The sequence below is a fragment of the Streptomyces sp. NPDC088785 genome (assembly GCF_044750685.1).
Taxonomy (GTDB): domain Bacteria; phylum Actinomycetota; class Actinomycetes; order Streptomycetales; family Streptomycetaceae; genus Streptomyces.
In genome coordinates this window covers 441,958-460,073 of sequence record NZ_JBIVKH010000002.1, presented here as the reverse complement: position 1 = coordinate 460,073, position 18,116 = coordinate 441,958, and the positions used below count along the sequence as shown (strand labels likewise).

The following is an 18,116-nucleotide window of genomic DNA, read 5'->3' as shown; positions in this document are numbered from 1 at the left end:
AGACGACCGACCACCCAGGGGCGCGGGGAACTGCGCGAGACGCCGTCGCCGGGGCGTAGGGGGTTAGGGGAGGGGTGGGCCCAGGGGGACTACTGAGCGGGAGAGGAGGGTGGCCGCTCGGGAGCGGGGGCCGTTGTCCGGGATGCGGCGGCGCGGATGGATCGTGTTGGCCAGGAGCACCAGGAAGGTGTCCGTGACGGGGTCCAGGACCAGGGAGGTCCCGGTGAACCCGGTGTGCCCGGCGGCCCCGCGCCCGGCCAGCTCGCCCATGAACCAGGGCTGGTCGACCAGGAACCCGAGTCCGGGCGCGCGCAGCATCAGGTCGACGAAGTCGGGGCCGAGGATGCGGGCGGTGCCGTACGAGCCGCCGTTGAGCAGCGTCCGGCACAGGACCGCCAGGTCGTGCGCGGTGGAGAACAGCCCGGCGTGCCCGGCGACACCGCCGAGCGCCCAGGCGTTCTCATCGTGCACCTGTCCGCGCAGCGGCCCCCGGTCGGCCTTGGCCCAGGGGCGGCGCTGGTCCTCGGTGGCGGCGGCGCGCGGACGCGGGCCGAACGAGGTGGCGGCCATGCCGAGGGGCCGGGTGATGCCGTCGTGGACGAGGGCGTCCAGGGACCTGCCGGTGAGGCGCTCCAGGAGGTGCTGGAGCAGCAGCATGTTCAGGTCGGAGTAGCGGTAGTGGCCGGGCTTGGAGGAGGGGAACTCGGCGCGCAGGGCCGCGAGCCGGGCGGGCCGGTTCCGGGCCTCGTACAGCGGGAGTTCGGGGCGCAGGCCCGAGGTGTGGGTGAGGAGTTGCCGGACGGTGACGGCGTGCCGGGCGGCGCCGGTGAAGTCGGGGAGGTAGGCGCCGACCTGCGCGTCGATGCCGAGGGTGCCGCGCTCGATCTGCTGGACGGCGGCGATGGAGGTGAACAGCTTGGTGAGCGAGGCCAGGTCGAAGGCGGTGTCGAGGGTCATGGGGACGCGGGCGTCCGCCGGGAGTTCGACGCCGCGGTCGGTGTTCTCGTCGTAGGCGGCGTAGCGCACGGCCCAGCCGCTGACGGCCTCGGCGGCGACGACCGGACCGCGTCCGGCGACCAGCACGGCGCCCGCGCACCAGGGCCGCGGTCCTTCGGGGAGCCGGCGCACCTCGCGGACGAGGGTGGTGAGTTCGGCCGGGTCGAGGCCGGCCCGCTCGGGCGTGCCGTGCCGCAGTCTTGGGGAGCTCAGGCCTCCCTCACCTCCCCCGTGCGCCGCCACGGGCGGCACAACACCACGAACGCGAGCGCCGCCGCAAGACCGGCGACGAGCTGGACCAGTGCCATCGGTACGGCCGTCAGCGCGCCGTCGGCGCCCGCGATGCCGACCAGCGGGGACGCCACGGCGCCGATGAGGAAGGAGGAGGTGCCGAGCAGCGCGGAGGCCGACCCGGCGGCGTGCGGGGTGCGCATCAGCGCGAGGGCGTTGGTGTTCGGGGTGGTCAGCGCCATCGACGCCATGAGGACGAACAGGCCGGCGGCGATGGGCACGAGCCCCAGTTCCTCGGGGCTGCCGAAGGTGCCGGTGGCGACGAGGAGCAGGAAGACGGACGCGGCGATGATCAGGGCGATGCCGATGCCGAGGACCTTGTCGAGGTCGACGCGGCCGACGAGGATCTTGCCGTTGATCTGGCCCGTCGCGATCAGGCCGACCGAGTTCAGCCCGAACAGCAGGCTGTAGGTCTGCGGCGACGCCCCGTACAGGTCCTGGAGGACGAACGGCGACGCCGAGATGTAGGCGAACAGCGCGGCGAACGCGAAGCCGCCCGCGAGCGTGTACCCGGCGAAGACGCGGTCCGCGAGCAGGGCGCGCATGGTGCGCAGCGCGGTGCCGACGCCGCCGTCGTGCCGCTGTTGCGGTGCCAGCGTCTCGGGCAGGCACTTCCAGACCAGTGCGGTGAGCGCGAGGCCGATGCCGGTGAGGACGACGAAGACGCCGCGCCAGTCGGTGAAGCGCAGGATCTGGCCGCCGATGAGGGGCGCGACGATCGGGGCGACGCCGGAGATCAGCATGAGGGTGGAGAAGAAGCGGGCCATGGCGATGCCGTCGTAGCGGTCGCGGACGACGGCGCGGGCGATGACGATGCCCGCGGAGCCGGCGAGGCCCTGGAGCAGCCGGAAGGCGATGAGCAGGGTGGCGTCGGGGGCGACGGCGCAGATCGCGGTGGCGGCGACGTACACGAGGAGGCCGATGAGGAGCGGGCGGCGCCGTCCCCACCGGTCGCTCATGGGTCCGACGACGAGCTGGCCGAGCGCCATGCCGGTGAGGCAGGCGGTGAGGGTCAGCTGGGCGGTGGCTGTGGAGGTGTGCAGGGAGCCGGTGACCTCGGGCAGTGCCGGGAGGTACATGTCCATGGACAGCGGGGGCACGGCGGTGAGGCCGCCGAGCACCAGGGTGACCAGGAGTCCGGTGCGGACGGCCGTGCGGGGTGCGGCGGCCGGGGGCTGCGCCGTGCCGGCCGCCGCCGGGGTCGGTGCCTGCACCGCCTGCCGCACCGCTCTGTCCGCCCTGTCCGTCATCCTGGCTCCCTCCCGGCCGTTCGTACGATTACCTATGCTCTCAGCTCGGAGGACTGGTCGAGACCAAACTGAGGTGGGCAGCGATGACAGTGGAACGCGTGCGGTGGGGGATCCTCGCGACGGGCGGTATCGCCGCTTCGTTCACCGCGGATCTGCTCGATCTGCCGGACGCCGAGGTGGTGGCGGTGGGGTCCCGGTCGGACGCGTCGGCCAAGGCGTTCGCGGAGCGGTTCGGCATTCCGCGCGCGTACGGCGACTGGGCCTCGCTCGCCGCGGATCCCGAGGTCGACGTGGTGTACGTGGCGACGCCGCACTCCGCGCACCGGCGGGCCGCCGGGCTCTGTCTGGAGGCGGGCCGTCCGGTGCTGTGCGAGAAGGCGTTCGCGCTGAACGCGCGGGAGGCGCAGGAGCTGGTCTCGCTGGCGCGGTCGCGCGGGCTGTTCCTGATGGAGGCCATGTGGATGTACTGCCATCCGCTGGTGCGGCGGCTGAAGGGGCTCGTCGACGACGGGGCGATCGGTGACGTGCGCACCGTGCAGGCCGACTTCGGGCTCGCCGGGCCGTTCCCGCCCGCGCACCGGCTGCGGGATCCCGCGCAGGGCGGGGGCGCGCTGCTGGATCTCGGGGTGTATCCGGTGTCCTTCGCCCATCTGCTGCTCGGGGAGCCGACGGAGGTCGCCGCGTCGGCGCAGCTGTCCGACGAGGGCGTCGACCTCCAGACCGGGATGCTGCTGTCCTGGGCGAACGGGGCGCGGGGGCTGTTGCACTGCGCCATCAACGCCGGTACGGGCGTGACCGCGTCGGTCACCGGGTCCGCCGGGCGGATCGACGTGCCGGGCGGGTTCTTCCATCCGGAGCGGTTCGTCCTGCACCGCGACGGGCGGGAGCCCGAGGAGTTCACGGGGGTGCCGGAGGACGGGCCGCGGGACTCCCTGCGGCACGAGGCGCTGGAGGTCATGCGGCGGTTGCGGGCCGGGGACACCGAGTCGCCGCTGGTGCCGCTGGAGGGGACCCTGGCCGTGATGCGGACGCTGGACCGGGTGCGGGCGGCGATCGGCGTGCGCTACCCCGGGGAGGTGTGAGGCGTCGGTCACCGGCGCGCGCCGGCCGCGCCCCCGGGTCGCGCCCCGCGGCGGAGGGGCGGTCCGGGGGCGCGCCGGTCAGGCGCGGTGCAGGCCCGGGTTGCCCGGCTCGGTGCGGAAGGAGGCCGCCGTGGTGAGGGGGGCGCCGGGGACCGTCACCGCGGGGACCGTCTTGAAGTCGGCGCGGGCCTCGCTCTCGCCCAGCCGCACGGTGACGTAACCGCGTTGGCCGTTGTAGTGCTTCATGTGCGGGTTGCGGGCGAGGTAGGCGGCCCAGTTGGCCGGCTTCGCGGAGCCGTCCTTGCCGCTGGTGATCGACGTGGTGACGATCTCGGTGCCGACGGTCGCGGAGTCCGGGTCGTCGAAGTCCTGCTTGATGTCCATGCCGTACGAGACGTGCACGTCGCCGGTGAGGACCATCAGGTTCTCGACGCCCGCGGAGCGGGCCCCGCGCAGGAGCCGCTCGCGGGAGGCCGGGTAGCCGTCCCAGGAGTCCATGGAGAGGGTGCCGGTGCCGTCGGGGTTGTTGCGGCGGCCGAAGGTGACCTGCTGCGGGACGACGTTCCACAGCGCCTTCGAGCGGCGCCAGCCGTCGACCAGCCAGCGCTCCTGGGTGAAGCCGGGCAGGGTCTGCGAGGCGGCCTCGGACTCGGGCGTCGGGGCCTTCCAGCCGTCGCCGTTGGCCTGGTCGGTGCGGTACTGGCGGGTGTCCAGGATGTCGAACTGGGCGAGCCGGCCCCACTGGAGGCGACGGTAGAGCCGGGCGTCGGGGCCGTGCGGCAGCTGGGGGCGGCGCAGCGGCTGGTTCTCCCAGTAGGCGCGGTAGGCGGCGGCGCGGCGCAGCAGGAACTCGGCCGGCGGGTCGTCGTTCTCGGAGGTGTCGTCGGCGTAGTTGTTCTCGGTCTCGTGGTCGTCCCAGGTGACGACGAAGGGGTGCGCGGCGTGCGCGGCCACCAGGTCCGGGTCGGACTTGTAGAGGGCGTAGCGCAACCGGTAGTCGTCGAGGGTGACGGTCTCGCGGTCGAAGACGTCGGGCAGCGACCGGTCGGTGTACTTGCGGGCGCCGCCGGCGGAGTCGACGGCGTACTCGTAGAGGTAGTCGCCGAGGTGGAGGACCACGTCGACGTCGTCCTCGGCGAGGTGCTTGTACGCGGTGAAGTAGCCGTCGTGGTAGGCCTGGCAGGAGACGGCGGCGAGGGTGAGCGCCGGGACGTGCCGGGCGTCGGCGGCGGGCGCGGTGCGGGTGCGGCCGGTGCCGCTCACCCAGGATCCGGCGCGGAAGCGGTAGTAGTAGACCCGGCCGGCGTCGAGGTGGGGGACCTCGACGTGGACGGAGTGGTCGAACTCCGGGTGCGCGGTGGCGCTGCCCCGGCGGACGATCCGGCGGAAGCGCGCGTCGTGGGCCAGCTCCCAGCGCACCTCGACGCGGCGGGCGGGCAGTCCGCCGCCGGTCTCGAAGGGGGCCGGGGCGAGCCGGGTCCACAGCAGCACCGAGTCGGGGAGCGGGTCGCCGGAGCCGACGCCGAGCGTGAAGGGGTCGTCGCCGATCCTCGCGCCGTCCAGTTCGGCGGCGGCCGCCGTGCCCGCGGTGGGCAGGTTCGTCGCGAAGGCGAGCGCGGCGGCGGCGCCGGTGACGGTGAGGAAGCGACGGCGGCCCACGTGCTGGGCGGCGGCGCGGAGTGCGGGTGCGTGTGGCATGAAGCCCCTCCCCTGACTGCTGCTGTCGTGTGGTGTCAGGTGCATTGGAGTGTCACGGGACGACCACTGCCTGTCGCGTACACAACAGCCACATGGCGGATCGGTGATCTCCGGATGCCGGGGCGCCCGTACCCTGCGGCGCATGGACGTTTCGCACAACGCACCGGTACCGACGAGGAGCGCCGTGGTCACCGGCGCGGGTTCCGGCATCGGCCGGGCCGTCGCCCTGGAACTGCTGCGCGCCGGCTGGCGCGTGGCCCTGGCGGGCCGCCGCCCCGGACCGCTGGAGGAGACGGCGGGCCTGGCCCCCGGCGCGGAGGCGGTCGCCGTCCGCGCCGACGTCTCCCGCCCCGACGACGTCACGGCGCTGTTCGGCACCGTGCGCGACCGGTTCGGGCGGCTCGATCTGCTGTTCAACAACGCGGGGACGTTCGGGCCCGGCGGTGTGCCGGTCGAGGAGCTGTCCTACGAGGACTGGCGGCAGGTCGTCGACGTCAACCTGGGCGGGGCGTTCCTGTGCGCGCAGGCCGCGTTCCGGCTGATGAAGGAGCAGGAGCCGCAGGGCGGGCGGATCATCAACAACGGCTCGATCTCCGCGCACACGCCCCGGCCGCACTCGCTCGCGTACACCGCGACCAAGCACGCCGTGACGGGGCTGACCAAGTCGCTCTCCCTCGACGGGCGGCCCTACCGGATCGCGTGCGGGCAGATCGACATCGGCAACGCGGCCACCGACATGACCGAGCGCATGCGCAGCGGGATCCTCCAGGCGAACGGGGAGCTGGCCGTCGAGCCGGTCATGGACGCGGGCGATGTGGCGCGGACCGTGCGGCACATGGCCGAGCTGCCGCTGGAGGCCAATGTGCAGTTCGCGACGGTGCTCGCCACGAACATGCCGTACGTGGGCCGGGGATGACCGGCCGGCCGGGGGGGTTCGGGGGGCTGGGCCAGAATGGGGGGATGACAACCCCGCTGCGCTACACGGCCTTCGCCACCACCCCCGCCGGGGGCAACCCGGCCGGGATCGTCCTCGACGCCTCCGGGCTGGACGACGACGGCATGCTGAGGATCGCCGCCGACCTGGGCTACAGCGAGTCGGCGTTCGTGACCCCGGCGCCCGCCCCGGCCGGCGACCGCGCCTACCACGTGCGCTACTTCAGCCCCAAGGCCGAGGTCCCCTTCTGCGGCCACGCCACCGTGGCGACGGCGGTGGCCCTCGCGGAGCGGCACGGCACGGGCGACTTCCTGTTCCACACCCGGGCCGGCGAGGTCCCGGTCACCGTCGAGGGCGCCCCCGGCACCCCGCTGCGCGCGACCCTGACCAGCGTCGCCCCGCACGTCGAGGACGTCCGGGCGCAGGACGTCACCGAGGCGCTGGCGGCGCTGGACTGGCCCGCGGCCGACCTCGACCCGGCGTTCCCGCCGCGGATCGCCTACGCGGGCGCCCGCCACCTCGTGCTCGCCGCGGGCAGCCGGGAGCGCCTGGCCGACCTGGACTACGACATGGACCGGCTGACCGCGCTGATGCACCGCCTGGACCTGGCCACCGTCCAACTCGTGTGGCGCGAGAGCGCGTCCGTCTTCCACGTCCGCGACCCGTTCCCGGTGGGCGGGGTCGTGGAGGACCCGGCGACGGGTGCGGCGGCCGCGGCGTTCGGCGCGTACCTGCGCACGCTCGGCTTCGTCCCGGAGGCGTCCGTGCTCACCCTGCACCAGGGCGCCGACATGGGCCGCCCCGGCGAGCTGACGGTGACGCTGGTCGCCGGCGACGCGCGGGTGCGGGTGAGCGGCACGGCGGTGCCGATCGCCTAGGACCCGGCGGGGCGGTCAGCCCTGGCCGGTCTCGAAGTGGGCGACCTTGCCGTCCTCCACCCGGAAGCTCCAGCGGGTGCGCATCTCGCCCCAGGTGTCGTTGCGGTAGCGGGCGACGAGGCCGCGGCCCCGGGCCGTCTCCTTCTCGACCTCCAGATGGCCGTGCGAGTCGAAGATCTCGCGGTCGGTCCACTCGTCGAGGTCCCGGGCGCTGCCGTCGTCCGCCATGGTGGCGCCGGGGGCGAGGACGGCCCGGAAGGCGTCCTTGTCGTGGGCGTTCAGGGCCGCCACGAAGGCGCGGACCGCCGGGTCGCTGAGTTTCGCGGTCTGGATGGGCATGCGGTCAGCGTCGCACCGGGCGGTGGGGGCCGCCACCCGAACGGGCCCGGCCACCGGGTGCCCGGCGCGCCCGGGGCGGACGGTGGAACCATGATGACGACCTGCATACGCTCCCGGCGTTCCGGCCCCGACCGCACCGGCCTCGGACTGCTCGCGCTGCGCGCGGGCACCGGCGGGGTGCTGCTCGCGCACGGAGCGCAGAAACTGCTCGGCTGGTTCGGCGGCGGCGGGGTCTCCGGCACGACCGCGGCCATGGACTCCATGGGGTTCGCCCCGGCCCGGGCCAGCGCGCTGGCCGCCGGGCTCGGCGAGGTGGGCGGCGGCGCGCTGCTCGCGCTGGGCCTGGCGACGCCGGTGGGCGGCGCCGCCGCGGCCGGGACCATGGTGGCGGCCTCCGCGGTGCACGCCCCGAACGGCTTCTTCGCGATGAACGGCGGCTACGAGTACGCGGCGTTCCTCGGGTTCGTCGCCGCGGGTCTCGCGGTGACCGGGCCCGGCCGCTACTCCCTGGACCACGCGCTGGGCCACGCCCTGGACCGGCACTGGATGGTGCCCGCCGCGCTCGTCGGGGCCGGGGCGGCGGCGCTCGCGGTGGTCGGCTCGCGCAACAAGCGGGCCGAGGAACCGCAGGCGTAGTCCTCGCGCCCGCCCGGCGCTCGTACACTCGGCGCCCATGACGACGAGCGACACCGGTCCGCGGGCCGACGATCCCGACGCCGCCCTGTGGAGCACCGTGGACCGGCTCCGCGGCTGGCTCGACGACAGCGACCGGCAGCCGCCCCGGGAGGCGCTGCTGCTGCGGGTGCTGAAGCTGTCGGAGGAGGTCGGCGAGGTCGCCGAGGCGGTGATCGGGGCCGTCGGCCAGAACCCGCGCAAGGGCGTCAGCCACACCTGGCAGGACGTCGAGTCGGAGCTGTGCGACGTGATCGTCACGGCGCTGGTGGCGCTCGGCACGCTCACCCCGGACGCGCGGGCCGCCCTCGGCGCCCATGTGGCCGGGCTGGCGGACCGCGCCTTCGGCACGGACTGATCCGCCGGGCCCGGCGCCCGCGGCCCGACGCGCTCGCGGGCGCCCGCAGGTGAACAGCTACCATCGCCGCCATGACAGACAGGCACCGAATCTCCGAACTCCCCCGCCTGGGCGTGGCGATCGTCACCATGGGCAACCGTCCCAAGGACGTGGACGCGCTGCTGGATTCGGTGGCCGTGCAGGACGCGCCGCCCGCCCGCGTCGTGCTGATCGGCAACGGCACGGTGCTGCCCGCGTACACCGGATACCCCTTCGAGGTCACGACGGTCGAGCTGGACGACAACCTCGGCTGCCCGGGCGGCCGCAACGTCGCGCTGGCCCGCCTGCGCGCGTTCGGCGACGTGGACGTGGCGGTCGAACTGGACGACGACGGACTGCTCGTCGCCGCCGACGTCTTCTCCACCCTCCAGCGGCTGTACGCGGCCGACGACCGGCTCGGCGTCGTGGGGTTCCGCATCGCGGACGAGCTCGGCGAGACGCAGCGCCGCCATGTGCCGCGGCTGCGCGCCAAGGACCCGATGCGGCGCGGGCTCGTGACCGCGTTCCTGGGCGGCGGGCACGCCTTCTCGATGGACATGCTCGCCGAGACGGGCGACTGGCCCGCCGACTTCTTCTTCACGCACGAGGAGACGGACCTGGCCTGGCGGGCGCTGGACGCGGGCTGGAAGGTCCTCTACGAGCCGTCGCTGCTGCTCCAGCACCCGAAGACGTCCCCGGCGCGGCACGCGGTCTACCACCGGATGACCGCCCGCAACCGGGTGTGGCTGGCCCGGCGCCGCCTGCCGCTCCCGCTGATCCCCGTATACCTGGGCGTCTGGACGGCGATCACCCTGCTGCGCACCCGCTCGCTGGGCGGTCTGCGCGCGTGGGCGGCCGGTTTCGTGGAGGGCGTGCGCACGTCGGCAGGTGAGCGGCGGCCGATGCGGTGGAGCACGGTGTGGCGGATGACGCGGCTCGGGCGCCCGCCGCTGATCTGACCGCGGTGGCCCCGGCCGCCCCCGGGGACGGCCGGGGCGGCCGGGGCCGGTGTGGATCAGCCCTGCCGGGTGCGGCGCCTGCGGGTGGCGAACACGGTGCCCGCGCCCGCGGCGACGACCAGCGCGGCAGCCGCGGCGAGCGGGCCGGCGGGGACGTCGGCGCCGGTGGCGGCGAGGGAGCCGCCGGTGGTCGAGCCGGTCGTGCCGGTCCCGCCCGTGGTGGTGGAGCCGGTCGTGCCGGTGCCGCCCGAAGTGCCGCCGGACGTACCGCCGTCGGAGCCGCCCGAGCCGACCGGGAGGGTCGCGTCCGCGTCGAGGGAGACGGCGGCCGTGACCGGGTCGAGCGCGGCGCCCGCCTGGTAGAACCCGCCGAACGCCTTGGCGCCCGCGGCGGTGAGGGTGGCCGCGGCGCCGTCCAGCTCGACGACGTCGTCCTTGGCGGTCAGGGCGCCGGCGCCGACCTTGAGCGTGGCCACCGTCAGGTTGTCGTACGTGGTGACCCTGCCGCTCTCGCGGTCCTTGCTGGAGACGTCGGCGACGAGCTTCCCGCCGGTGCCCCTGGCCGTCACGCGCAGGTCGCTGAACCGCAGGTCGAGGGAGTAGGCGCCGCCCTCCTCGTGGCCGAGGAAGCGGACCCCGCCCGCGAACTTCGCGTCGAGGGACTTGGCGTCGGCGTCGTAGACGCCGCTCGCGTCGCCGAACCGGTAGACCGAGCCGTTCCTGGCGGCGCCGCCGCTCAGTTCGACCTTGCCCTTCGCGACGGGGCCGGTGATGTACGAACGGAAGGACTCCTTGACGCCCCAGTCCAGATTGCCGTCGGCGATCTCGCCGGAGGCCGCGGCGGGCCTGGTCGGGGCGGTCGTCGACGGGGCGGGGGCGGTCGTCGACGGCGCCGGGGTGGTGGTCGCCGTGGCCGTGGGGGTCGGCTGGGGCGTCCTGGTCGGGGTCGGCGAGGCGGTGGGCGCCGAGCCGGCCGTGACGGTCAGCGTCGCCGCGTCGAGCGCGGTGCCCTCCTTGTACATGCCGTTGAAGGCGGCCGCGCCCTTGGCGGTCAGCGTCGCGGGGATGTCCTTGAAGGTCATCGCGCCGCCGGCGCCCTGGCCGGGCCGGACCCCGGAGAGGTCGAGGGTGGCGAACTCGATGTCGTTCTGGACGGTGCCGTTGAGGGAGACGTCGGCGTCGATGTGGCCGGTGGTGCCGGACGTCACCACCTTCACGTCGCTGACCCGGATGTCGAAGCCGTGCGCCTTGGAGGAGAAGCGGACGGCGCCCTTGAAGGAGGTGTCGGTGCCGTGCGTGGCGGTGTCGTAGGTGCCGGTGCCGCCGGTGAAGGTGAACGGGCCGTTGCCCGCGGCCTGCGTGGCGCCGTCGGTCGCGGCGATCGACCCCGCGGCGGCACCGGTCACGTACGAGCGGAAGGACTGCTTGATGCCCCAGTCGAGGGTGCCGTTCTTCAACTCGATGCCGGCCGGGGCCCCGTCGGCCGCCGCGGCGGGCAGGACGAGCGCGCCGGCTCCGAGCGCGACGACGGTGGCCGTGGCGGCGGCGAGGGCCATCGGGTGTCTGGCGATGCGTGCCATGGGGGTGGTTCCTCCTTGGGTGGATCCTGGTTCAGGTGGGCTGCCGGGGGGGGGTGGACAGCCGCTGCGGAGTGGGGAGTTCGGGGCCGCGGGGGCGGCCGGGTCAGGAGTCCTCGGGGGTGCGGCGGCGCCGGCGGACCAGCAGGCCGGCCGCGGCGGCCAGGGCGATCACGCCGGCGGCGGTGATCTCGGCGACCGCTCCCCCGGACAGGCCGCTGTCCGTCGCGGCGGCGGCCGGAGCGGCGGACCGGGGCGCCGTCGCCCCGGGGGCTGGGGCCGGTGACGCCGAGCTGCCGAGGTCGGGCAGGGCCGGCAGGCGTACGTTCGCGTCGAGGGCGACGGCCAGCGAGACGGGGTCCATGGCGGTGCCCGCGCGGTACATCCCGCCGAACGCCTTCGCCCCGGCGGCGGTGAGCACGGCCGGCGCCTCGCGCACCTGCACGAGCCCGTCGTCGGCCTTGAGGTCACCGGCCTCGAACGTCACGAGCGCGGTGTTCCTCGTGGTGCCGCCGGCGCCGCCCGTGTCGGCGCGCAGGGTGCCCCTGCCGTCCGTCACGGAGATCCTGACGCGGGCGAGTCGCAGGTCGAGGCCGTGTTCGCCGGTGAAGCGGACGGAGCCGTCGAAGGCGGCCCGCAGGGTCCGCTTCTTCTTGTCGTACGTGCCGTCCCCCTGGGGGAAGCGGAACAGCGCGCCGCCGTCCTGGGCGCCGTCGCCGAGGGTCCATCCGCCCTGGGCGATGTCCCCGGTGACGTATTCGCGGAAGGTGCGCCGCACGCCCCAGTCGACCGCTCCGTCGCGGATCCTCCCGGCGTCCCGCGCGGCCTTCGCCGCCTTCTTCTCCTTCGCGCCCTTCGGCGCGGCCTTCTTCGTGGCCGTGGCGGAGGGTTCGGCCTTCCGCGGCGCGACGTCGGCGGACAGGCTCACCGGGTCGAGCGCGGTGCCCGCCGTGTAGTAGCCGGCGAAGGACCGGGCGCCCTGCGACGTCAGCGTGGCGGGCAGGTTGTTGAGCGTGACGGCCGTGCCGTCGCCCCTCATGTCGATCCCGCCGAGGGAGAGGGAGGCGAAGGGCACCTGGCGGGACGACGTGACCGCCCCGGTGCCCTTCGCCCTGCTCACGACATCGACGTACAGCGTCCCGGCGCCGCCCGCGATGCGGACGGTCGGGCTGCTGAGCGTCATGTCGAGTTCGTGGGTTCCGTCGGACTTCTTGTGGCCGACGAAGTGCACGCCGCCGGAGAACGAGGAGGTGAAGGCGCCGGTCGATCCGTCGTACGAGCCGCGCGCCGAGTGGAAGCGGAACTGGCTGGCGCCGACCGTGGCGGCGCCGCCCGTCAGCGAGTACGTGCCCTGGGCGATGGGCCCGGTGATGTAGCTCTGGAAGGACGACTTCACGCCCCAGTCGAGCCGGCCGCCCTGCACGGTACGGGCGGCGGCGTGCGCGCCGGCGACCGGCAGCAGGGCGCCGAGGAGCGCGGTGAACAGGGTGACGGCGAGGACGCGGACACGTATCCGGGCGCGTCGGGGCATGGCTCTTCCTCCGGGTGACGTCACCAGACCCTGGCGACTTAGGTAAGGCTAACCTAAACTATGCTCGCTCTCGTCAACAGCCCCTCCCACCACGACAGGACGGTGTCCGCGTGTCCACGCACGGCGCCCTCGCGCACTCCCCCCGACGGACGGGGGTGCTGATCTGCGTACTGCTCCTGGCCCTCGCGCTGCTCGCCACCGCCTGCTCGGGCACCACCACCGGGGCCGCCGCACCGCGCGCCACCGCCGGGGCGGCGGCCCCGAACCGCGTCGAGCCGCTGAGCCCGGCGCCCACCCCCGCACTGCCCGCCACGGTCACCTCGGCCGACGGCGAGCGGGTCACCGTCCGCGCGGCCGACCGGATCGTGCCGCTCTCCGGCAGCCTCAGCGAGCTGGTGTTCACGCTCGGACTCGGCGCACACGTGGTCGCGCGCGACATCACCGCCACGTTCGCGCAGGCCGCGAAGTTGCCGGTGGTCACCCGCAACCACGACGTGTCCGCGGAGAGCGTGCTCTCCCTGCGGCCGGACCTGGTCCTCGCGGAGGCCACGACCGGCCCCGCCGAGGCGATGCGGCAGATCCGGGACGCGGGCGTCCCCGTCGTCGTGATCGCCCCGGCGACCGGCCTCGCCGACGTCGGCACCCGGATCCGGGCCGTCGCGGACACCCTCGGCGTCCCGGCGGCCGGCACGGAGCTGACCCGGCGCTCCGAGGACCGGATCGCCGCCGTGCGCAGGACGATCCCCGAGCCGAAGAGCGGCCGGGACCGGCCCCGGGTGGCCTTCCTCTACCTGCGCGGCTCGGCCTCCGTCTACCTCCTCGGCGGCAAAGAGTCCGGCGCCACCTCGCTGCTCGAAGCGGCGGGCGCCGTCGACGCGGGCGCCGCATCGGGCCTGCGCAAGGACTTCACCGCGATCACCAGCGAGGCGCTGGCGAAGGCGGCGCCGGACGCGATCCTCGTCATGAGCAAGGGACTCGACTCGGTCGGCGGCGTCGACGGCATGGTGAAGATCCCCGGCGTCGCCGAGACCCCGGCGGGCGTGGACCGCAGGGTCGTCTCCGTCGAGGACGGCGTGCTCCTCAACTACGGCCCCCGCACCGACCAGGTGCTGCGCTCCATCGTGCGGCAGCTCTACGGAACGGGCGGTGCCTGAGATGACGGCGACCGCCACCCCGCGCACGGCCGGCCGGGAGGCGCCCGCCGATGCGCCGGCCGCCCGGCGCGGCACCGCCTGGCTGCTGACGGCCGGACTCGCCCTGGCCCTGCTGCTGCTCGCCCTGGTCTCGGCGGGGATCGGCGCCTACCACATCGCGCCCGGCGACATCCTGGCCTCCGTCCAGCACCGGACCGGCCTCGGCGGGCACGCGCTCGACCGGGTCGGCGAGTCGGTGCTGTGGAACGTGCGCCTGCCGCGCGTGGTGCTCGCCCTCCTCGTCGGCGCCTCGCTCGGCTGCGCGGGCGCCCTGATGCAGGGCGTGTTCGGCAATCCGCTCGCCGAGCCCGGCGTCATCGGCATCTCGTCGGGCGCGGCCGTCGGCGCCGTCGGCTGCATCGCGCTCGGCCTGAACTTCCTCGGTACGTGGACCATCACGGTCTGCGCGTTCGTGTCGGGCCTCGCGACGGTGCTCGTCGTCTACGTCATGTCCCGCTCGGGCGGCCGCACGGAGATCGTCACGCTGATCCTGACCGGCATCGCCGTGAACGCCTTCGCGGGCGCGCTGATCGGCCTGTTCCTGTCCTACGCGGACACGGCCGCCGTCAACCAGATCACGTTCTGGCAGCTCGGCTCGCTGGCGCAGGCGACCTGGCCGAAGGTGCTGGCCGTGCTGCCCTGCGCGGCGGCCGGCCTGCTCGTCGCGCCGTTCTTCTCCCGGCGGCTGGACCTGCTCTCCCTCGGCGAACGCCCCGCGCGCCACCTGGGCGTGGACGTGGAGAAGCTGCGCGTCACGCTGATCCTCGTCATCGCCCTGCTCACCGCGGCGGCCGTCGCGGTGTCCGGCGTCATCGGCTTCGTCGGCCTGGTCGTCCCGCACCTGCTGCGGATGCTGGCCGGTCCCGGGCACCGCTTCCTGGTGCCGGGCAGCGCGCTCGGCGGCGCGGTCGTGCTGGTGGCGGCCGATCTCGCCGCGCGCACGGTGGCGGCGCCCGCCGAACTCCCCATCGGGGTGCTCACGGCCCTGACCGGCAGCCCGTTCTTCTTCTGGCTGCTGCGCCGCACCCGCCGCAGGCAAGGAGGCTGGGCATGAGGAGATGGACCCGCTCACGGACGCTCCCCGGGCGGTTCGCGCCGGGCGACACGGTCGCCGAGGCCCGCGCCCTGCGCGTGGAGCTGGGCGGCCGGGCCGTCCTGTCGGGCGTGGACCTGACGGTGCGGGCGGGCGAGGTGCTGGCCCTGGTCGGGCCCAACGGCGCCGGGAAGTCGACCCTGTTGGCGGCGCTGGCCGCCGACCTGCCCGCGGTCTCCGGCGGGCTGCTGGTCCACGGCCGGCCGGCCGCCGCCTGGTCGGCGCCCGAACTGGCGCTGCGCCGGGCCCTGTTGCCCCAGTCGGCGACGCTGTCCTTCCCGTTCCCGGTGGCGGACGTGGTGCGGATGGGGCGCGCCCCCTGGGCGGGCACGGCGCGCGAGGACGAGGACGACGCGGTGATCGCGGCGGCGCTGGCGGCGACGGAGACGACGGCCTTCACCGCCCGCCCCTTCGCCGCGCTGTCCGGCGGCGAGCGCGCCCGGGTCGCCCTGGCCCGGGTCCTCGCCCAGTCCGCCCAGCTGCTGCTCCTGGACGAGCCGACGGCCGCCCTGGACCTGCGCCACCAGGAACTGGTCCTGCGCGTCTGCCGGGAGCGGGCCGCCGCCGGTGACGCGGTGGTCGTGGTCCTGCACGACCTGGGCCTGGCCGCCGCGCACGCGGACCGGGTGGCGGTGCTGCACGCGGGGCGCATCACGGCCTGCGGGCCGCCGGAGGACGTCCTGGTGGACGCCCTGCTCAGCGAGGTCTACCGGCACCCGGTGGAGGTGCTGGCGCATCCGCGGACGGGAACACCGCTGGTGGTGCCGGTCCGGCCGCACCGGAACGCCGGGCCGGGCGGGGAGGCCGGACAGGACGGGCAGGACGGGGAGGCCGGACAGGACGGGCAGGACGGGGAGGACGGGGAGGACGGGGATATCGGAGCCGTATAGCCCGCGGCGGGACGCTCGTGCTCATGACCGACACCATGACCTGGGCCCCGACGGAGATCACTCCCGAGCGAGGGCCGCTGCCCGACCACCTGACCGCGAGCCTCGACGAGGCACTGCTGCGCAACGGCGCCGTGGTGTTCCGCGGCTTCGACATCACGCCCGCCGCCCTGGACGGCGTGCTCGACCGCGTCCTGCGCAACCGGCTCGCCTACGTGCACGGCAACTCCCCCCGCAGCCATGTGGGCGACCGGATCTACACGTCGACGGAGTACCCGGCCGGGCAGACGATCTCGATGCACAACGAGCTGTCGTACTCGGCGCGTTGGCCCTCCCGGCTCGCCTTCTACTGCCAGACGGCGCCGGGGTCGGGGGGCGCCACCCCGGTCGTGCGGGGCGATGCGTGGCTGGCGGCGCTCTCGCCGCGGCTGCGGGCCGCCTTCGCGGGCGGGGTGCGCTACACCCAGAACCTGCACGACGGGCACGGCTTCGGCAAGAGCTGGCAGGACACCTTCGAGGTGTCCGAGCGGGCGGCGGCGGAGGCGCACCTGGCGACGCTGTCCGGGACGACGTGGGAGTGGAAGCGCGACGGCGGCCTGCGGATCTCGCAGATACGCCCGGCCACCGTCACCCATCCCGTCACGGGCACCGAGGTCTGGTTCAACCAGGCCGACCAGTGGCACCACGCGGCGCTCGGCGACGAGACCGCCGCCGCGCTGGCCCGGATCATGCCGGAGCAGGACCTGCCGCAGCACGTCACCTTCGCGGACGGCAGGCCGATCGACCCCGCGTACGTCCTGGAGATCCGGGACCGGGGCCTGGAGACCGCCGTGGACGTCGACTGGCGGGCCGGCGACCTGCTGGTCGTCGACAACGTGCTGGTGGCCCACGGGCGCCGGCCGTACGCGGGGGCGCGCCGTGTCCTGGTGGCGATGTCCGACTGAATTCCCCCTCCCCCGGCCCCACAAAGCCCGGCTCCACGATCGTGGAGCCGGGCTTTGTGGGTGGCGCCGCTCAGTTGTTGTTCGCGTTCGCGTTGTTGTTCACGTTCGCGTTGTTGTTGTTCGCGTTGTTGTTCAGGTTGTTGTTCATTCGGCCTCCTCTCGGGGTGTTCGACAAGACCTTGGAGCCCATTCCTACATTCCAGCCATATCCGTTTCCGTATAGGGCACTTATAGCGTCCGGACCAACGGTTGAAGGAGGTACTTCAAAGAGGAGTGGCTATGGAGAGAACGGCTGCGGGCAGCATCCTCGATACCGTCGGGGGCACGCCCCTGGTGGAATTGCCCCGGCTTCTGCCGGGCTTCGACGGGAGGGTGTTCGCCAAGATCGAAGGCTTCAATCCGGGCGGCAGCATCAAGGACCGGACCGCGGCGAGCATGGTCCTCGACCGGATCCGCAGCGGCGAGATCGACCCGGCCCGCTCGGTCGTGGTCGAATCGAGTTCGGGCAATCTCGCCGTGGGGATCGCCCAATTGTGCCGGTATCACGGCGTCCGTTTCATCTGCGTGGTGGACGCGAAGACCCCCCGGCAGAATCTCGCGATCCTGCGGGCGTTCGGGGCCGAGATCGAGGAGGTGACCGAGCCGGATCCGCGGACCGGCGAATATCTCGGGCGCCGGCTGGAGCGGGTCCGCCAGCTCGTGGCGACCATCCCGCACGCCTTCTGGCCGAACCAGTACGGGAATCCGCTCAATCCGGCGGCGCACCGGCGCACCATGCGCGAGATCGCCGAGGCGCTGGACGGCAAGGTGGACTACCTGTTCTGCGCGACCAGCACCACCGGCACCCTCCAGGGCTGCGCCCAGTACGCCCGGGCCCACGGCCTGATGACGACCATGGTCGCGGTCGACGCCGTCGGCAGTGTGCTCTTCGGCGAGGCCGGCGGGGTCCGGCGGCTGATCCCCGGGCACGGCGCGTCGGTCAGGCCCGACCTGTTCGACGCGTCGGCGGCCGACCGGGTGGTCCACGTGACCGATCTGGACTGCGTCGTGGGCTGCCGCCGGCTGGTCGGCGAGGAGGCGGTGCTCGCGGGCGGTTCGTCCGGCGCCGTGGTGTCGGCGCTGCACCAGCTGCGCGGGGAGATCCCGGCCGGCTCGCACTGCGTGCTGATCTTCCCGGACCGGGGGGACCGCTATCTCGACACCATCTACGACGACGTGTGGGTCGGCGAGCGGTTCGGCGAGGTCTCGCAGCTCTGGAAGCCGGAGGCGCCCGTGGCGGCGCCGTAGCCGCGGGGCCCGGAACGTACCGATGTGTCATGTCCGGCCCCCGCGACGGGGTGTCGGCATCCGGCCCGGGTGAGCACCGCGGGCCCTTTTGCCTTCCACCGCCGCGGGGCCGGTCGGGCCGTGGCCCGA

The 18,116-nt window shown here is 74.3% G+C and carries 17 protein-coding genes; 11 read left to right on the top strand and 6 right to left on the bottom strand.

The features are described 5' to 3' along the window. Window positions 1-63: 63 nt before the first annotated feature. Together ACIP5K_RS07715 and ACIP5K_RS07710 are read right to left on the bottom strand one after the other, a co-directional pair. Entirely contained in the window at window positions 64-1,239 is a 1,176-nt protein-coding gene (locus ACIP5K_RS07715) for a serine hydrolase domain-containing protein (protein ID WP_401406322.1), read from the bottom strand. Further along, window positions 1,206-2,618: a multidrug effflux MFS transporter gene (locus ACIP5K_RS07710; protein WP_401407540.1), complete on the bottom strand. Its 1,413-nt coding sequence runs from the start codon at window positions 2,616-2,618 to the stop codon at window positions 1,206-1,208. Before ACIP5K_RS07710 ends, ACIP5K_RS07715 begins: the two co-directional genes overlap by 34 nt. A gap of 2 nt (window positions 2,619-2,620) precedes the next feature. Here ACIP5K_RS07710 and ACIP5K_RS07705 point away from each other — a divergent pair, with 2 nt between their 5' ends. Next, the gene (locus ACIP5K_RS07705) at window positions 2,621-3,619 is read left to right on the top strand and encodes a Gfo/Idh/MocA family protein (RefSeq protein ID WP_401406319.1); all 999 of its coding nucleotides are present in this window, start codon (window positions 2,621-2,623) and stop codon (window positions 3,617-3,619) included. 78 nt (window positions 3,620-3,697) lie between these two features. Here the strand turns inward: ACIP5K_RS07705 and ACIP5K_RS07700 are convergent, their stop codons facing one another. Beyond that, window positions 3,698-5,317 (bottom strand): alkaline phosphatase D family protein, encoded by a 1,620-nt coding sequence (locus ACIP5K_RS07700; protein WP_401406316.1) that lies wholly within the window; start codon window positions 5,315-5,317, stop codon window positions 3,698-3,700. Between the two features lie 142 nt (window positions 5,318-5,459). Here ACIP5K_RS07700 and ACIP5K_RS07695 point away from each other — a divergent pair, with 142 nt between their 5' ends. Then, window positions 5,460-6,233 carry an SDR family oxidoreductase gene (locus ACIP5K_RS07695; protein WP_401406313.1) on the top strand — a complete coding sequence of 258 codons (774 nt, stop codon included), beginning with the start codon at window positions 5,460-5,462 and terminating at the stop codon, window positions 6,231-6,233. 44 nt (window positions 6,234-6,277) lie between these two features. Beyond that, a complete protein-coding gene (locus ACIP5K_RS07690; protein WP_401406310.1) occupies window positions 6,278-7,129 on the top strand; it encodes a PhzF family phenazine biosynthesis protein in 852 nt (283 codons plus the stop codon). A gap of 15 nt (window positions 7,130-7,144) precedes the next feature. On the opposite strand, the gene ACIP5K_RS07685 is transcribed toward ACIP5K_RS07690, so the two are convergent. After that, the gene (locus tag ACIP5K_RS07685) at window positions 7,145-7,468 is read right to left on the bottom strand and encodes a nuclear transport factor 2 family protein (protein WP_401406307.1); all 324 of its coding nucleotides are present in this window, start codon (window positions 7,466-7,468) and stop codon (window positions 7,145-7,147) included. 90 nt (window positions 7,469-7,558) lie between these two features. Here ACIP5K_RS07685 and ACIP5K_RS07680 point away from each other — a divergent pair, with 90 nt between their 5' ends. From ACIP5K_RS07680 to ACIP5K_RS07670, 3 genes are all read left to right on the top strand, one after another. Further along, window positions 7,559-8,104, top strand: coding sequence for a DoxX family protein (locus ACIP5K_RS07680; protein ID WP_401406304.1), 546 nt, complete (start codon window positions 7,559-7,561; stop codon window positions 8,102-8,104). A 37-nt stretch (window positions 8,105-8,141) separates the two neighbouring features. Then, on the top strand, window positions 8,142-8,498 hold the full coding sequence (locus ACIP5K_RS07675; RefSeq protein ID WP_401406301.1) for a MazG-like family protein: 357 nt from the start codon (window positions 8,142-8,144) through the stop codon (window positions 8,496-8,498). Window positions 8,499-8,569: 71 nt separating this feature from the next. Beyond that, a complete protein-coding gene (locus tag ACIP5K_RS07670) occupies window positions 8,570-9,475 on the top strand; it encodes a glycosyltransferase family 2 protein (protein WP_401406298.1) in 906 nt (301 codons plus the stop codon). A 56-nt stretch (window positions 9,476-9,531) separates the two neighbouring features. Here ACIP5K_RS07670 and ACIP5K_RS07665 read toward each other — a convergent pair whose 3' ends face one another. Both ACIP5K_RS07665 and ACIP5K_RS07660 read right to left on the bottom strand, forming a co-directional pair. After that, the gene (locus tag ACIP5K_RS07665) at window positions 9,532-11,055 is read right to left on the bottom strand and encodes an HtaA domain-containing protein (RefSeq protein WP_401406295.1); all 1,524 of its coding nucleotides are present in this window, start codon (window positions 11,053-11,055) and stop codon (window positions 9,532-9,534) included. 103 nt (window positions 11,056-11,158) lie between these two features. Beyond that, the gene (locus ACIP5K_RS07660; RefSeq protein WP_401406292.1) at window positions 11,159-12,583 is read right to left on the bottom strand and encodes an HtaA domain-containing protein; all 1,425 of its coding nucleotides are present in this window, start codon (window positions 12,581-12,583) and stop codon (window positions 11,159-11,161) included. Between the two features lie 110 nt (window positions 12,584-12,693). Here ACIP5K_RS07660 and ACIP5K_RS07655 point away from each other — a divergent pair, with 110 nt between their 5' ends. The 5 genes from ACIP5K_RS07655 to sbnA all read left to right on the top strand — a co-directional run bounded on the left by ACIP5K_RS07655 (window position 12,694) and on the right by sbnA (window position 17,987). Beyond that, on the top strand, window positions 12,694-13,737 hold the full coding sequence (locus tag ACIP5K_RS07655) for a hemin ABC transporter substrate-binding protein (RefSeq protein ID WP_401406289.1): 1,044 nt from the start codon (window positions 12,694-12,696) through the stop codon (window positions 13,735-13,737). Between the two features lies 1 nt (window position 13,738). Continuing rightward, window positions 13,739-14,830 (top strand): FecCD family ABC transporter permease, encoded by a 1,092-nt coding sequence (locus tag ACIP5K_RS07650; protein WP_401407538.1) that lies wholly within the window; start codon window positions 13,739-13,741, stop codon window positions 14,828-14,830. Next, window positions 14,827-15,759 (top strand): heme ABC transporter ATP-binding protein, encoded by a 933-nt coding sequence (locus ACIP5K_RS07645; RefSeq protein WP_401406286.1) that lies wholly within the window; start codon window positions 14,827-14,829, stop codon window positions 15,757-15,759. The genes ACIP5K_RS07650 and ACIP5K_RS07645 overlap by 4 nt, the downstream gene beginning before the upstream one ends. A 23-nt stretch (window positions 15,760-15,782) precedes the next feature. Next, a complete protein-coding gene (locus ACIP5K_RS07640) occupies window positions 15,783-16,700 on the top strand; it encodes a TauD/TfdA family dioxygenase (RefSeq protein WP_401406283.1) in 918 nt (305 codons plus the stop codon). A 279-nt stretch (window positions 16,701-16,979) separates the two neighbouring features. Further along, window positions 16,980-17,987, top strand: a complete 1,008-nt coding sequence (gene sbnA / locus ACIP5K_RS07635) for a 2,3-diaminopropionate biosynthesis protein SbnA (RefSeq protein ID WP_401406280.1) — start codon at window positions 16,980-16,982, stop codon at window positions 17,985-17,987. Window positions 17,988-18,116 lie beyond the last annotated feature (129 nt).

Coding starts and splice junctions, on each gene's coding strand:
- ACIP5K_RS07680 (WP_401406304.1), top strand. CDS start 7,559: ATGATGACGACCTGCATACGCTCCCGGCGTTCCGGCCCCGACCGCACC.
- ACIP5K_RS07660 (WP_401406292.1), bottom strand. CDS start 12,583: ATGCCCCGACGCGCCCGGATACGTGTCCGCGTCCTCGCCGTCACCCTG.
- ACIP5K_RS07670 (WP_401406298.1), top strand. CDS start 8,570: ATGACAGACAGGCACCGAATCTCCGAACTCCCCCGCCTGGGCGTGGCG.
- ACIP5K_RS07640 (WP_401406283.1), top strand. CDS start 15,783: ATGACCGACACCATGACCTGGGCCCCGACGGAGATCACTCCCGAGCGA.
- ACIP5K_RS07645 (WP_401406286.1), top strand. CDS start 14,827: ATGAGGAGATGGACCCGCTCACGGACGCTCCCCGGGCGGTTCGCGCCG.
- sbnA (WP_401406280.1), top strand. CDS start 16,980: ATGGAGAGAACGGCTGCGGGCAGCATCCTCGATACCGTCGGGGGCACG.
- ACIP5K_RS07695 (WP_401406313.1), top strand. CDS start 5,460: ATGGACGTTTCGCACAACGCACCGGTACCGACGAGGAGCGCCGTGGTC.
- ACIP5K_RS07705 (WP_401406319.1), top strand. CDS start 2,621: ATGACAGTGGAACGCGTGCGGTGGGGGATCCTCGCGACGGGCGGTATC.
- ACIP5K_RS07685 (WP_401406307.1), bottom strand. CDS start 7,468: ATGCCCATCCAGACCGCGAAACTCAGCGACCCGGCGGTCCGCGCCTTC.
- ACIP5K_RS07665 (WP_401406295.1), bottom strand. CDS start 11,055: ATGGCACGCATCGCCAGACACCCGATGGCCCTCGCCGCCGCCACGGCC.
- ACIP5K_RS07700 (WP_401406316.1), bottom strand. CDS start 5,317: ATGCCACACGCACCCGCACTCCGCGCCGCCGCCCAGCACGTGGGCCGC.
- ACIP5K_RS07675 (WP_401406301.1), top strand. CDS start 8,142: ATGACGACGAGCGACACCGGTCCGCGGGCCGACGATCCCGACGCCGCC.
- ACIP5K_RS07690 (WP_401406310.1), top strand. CDS start 6,278: ATGACAACCCCGCTGCGCTACACGGCCTTCGCCACCACCCCCGCCGGG.
- ACIP5K_RS07650 (WP_401407538.1), top strand. CDS start 13,739: ATGACGGCGACCGCCACCCCGCGCACGGCCGGCCGGGAGGCGCCCGCC.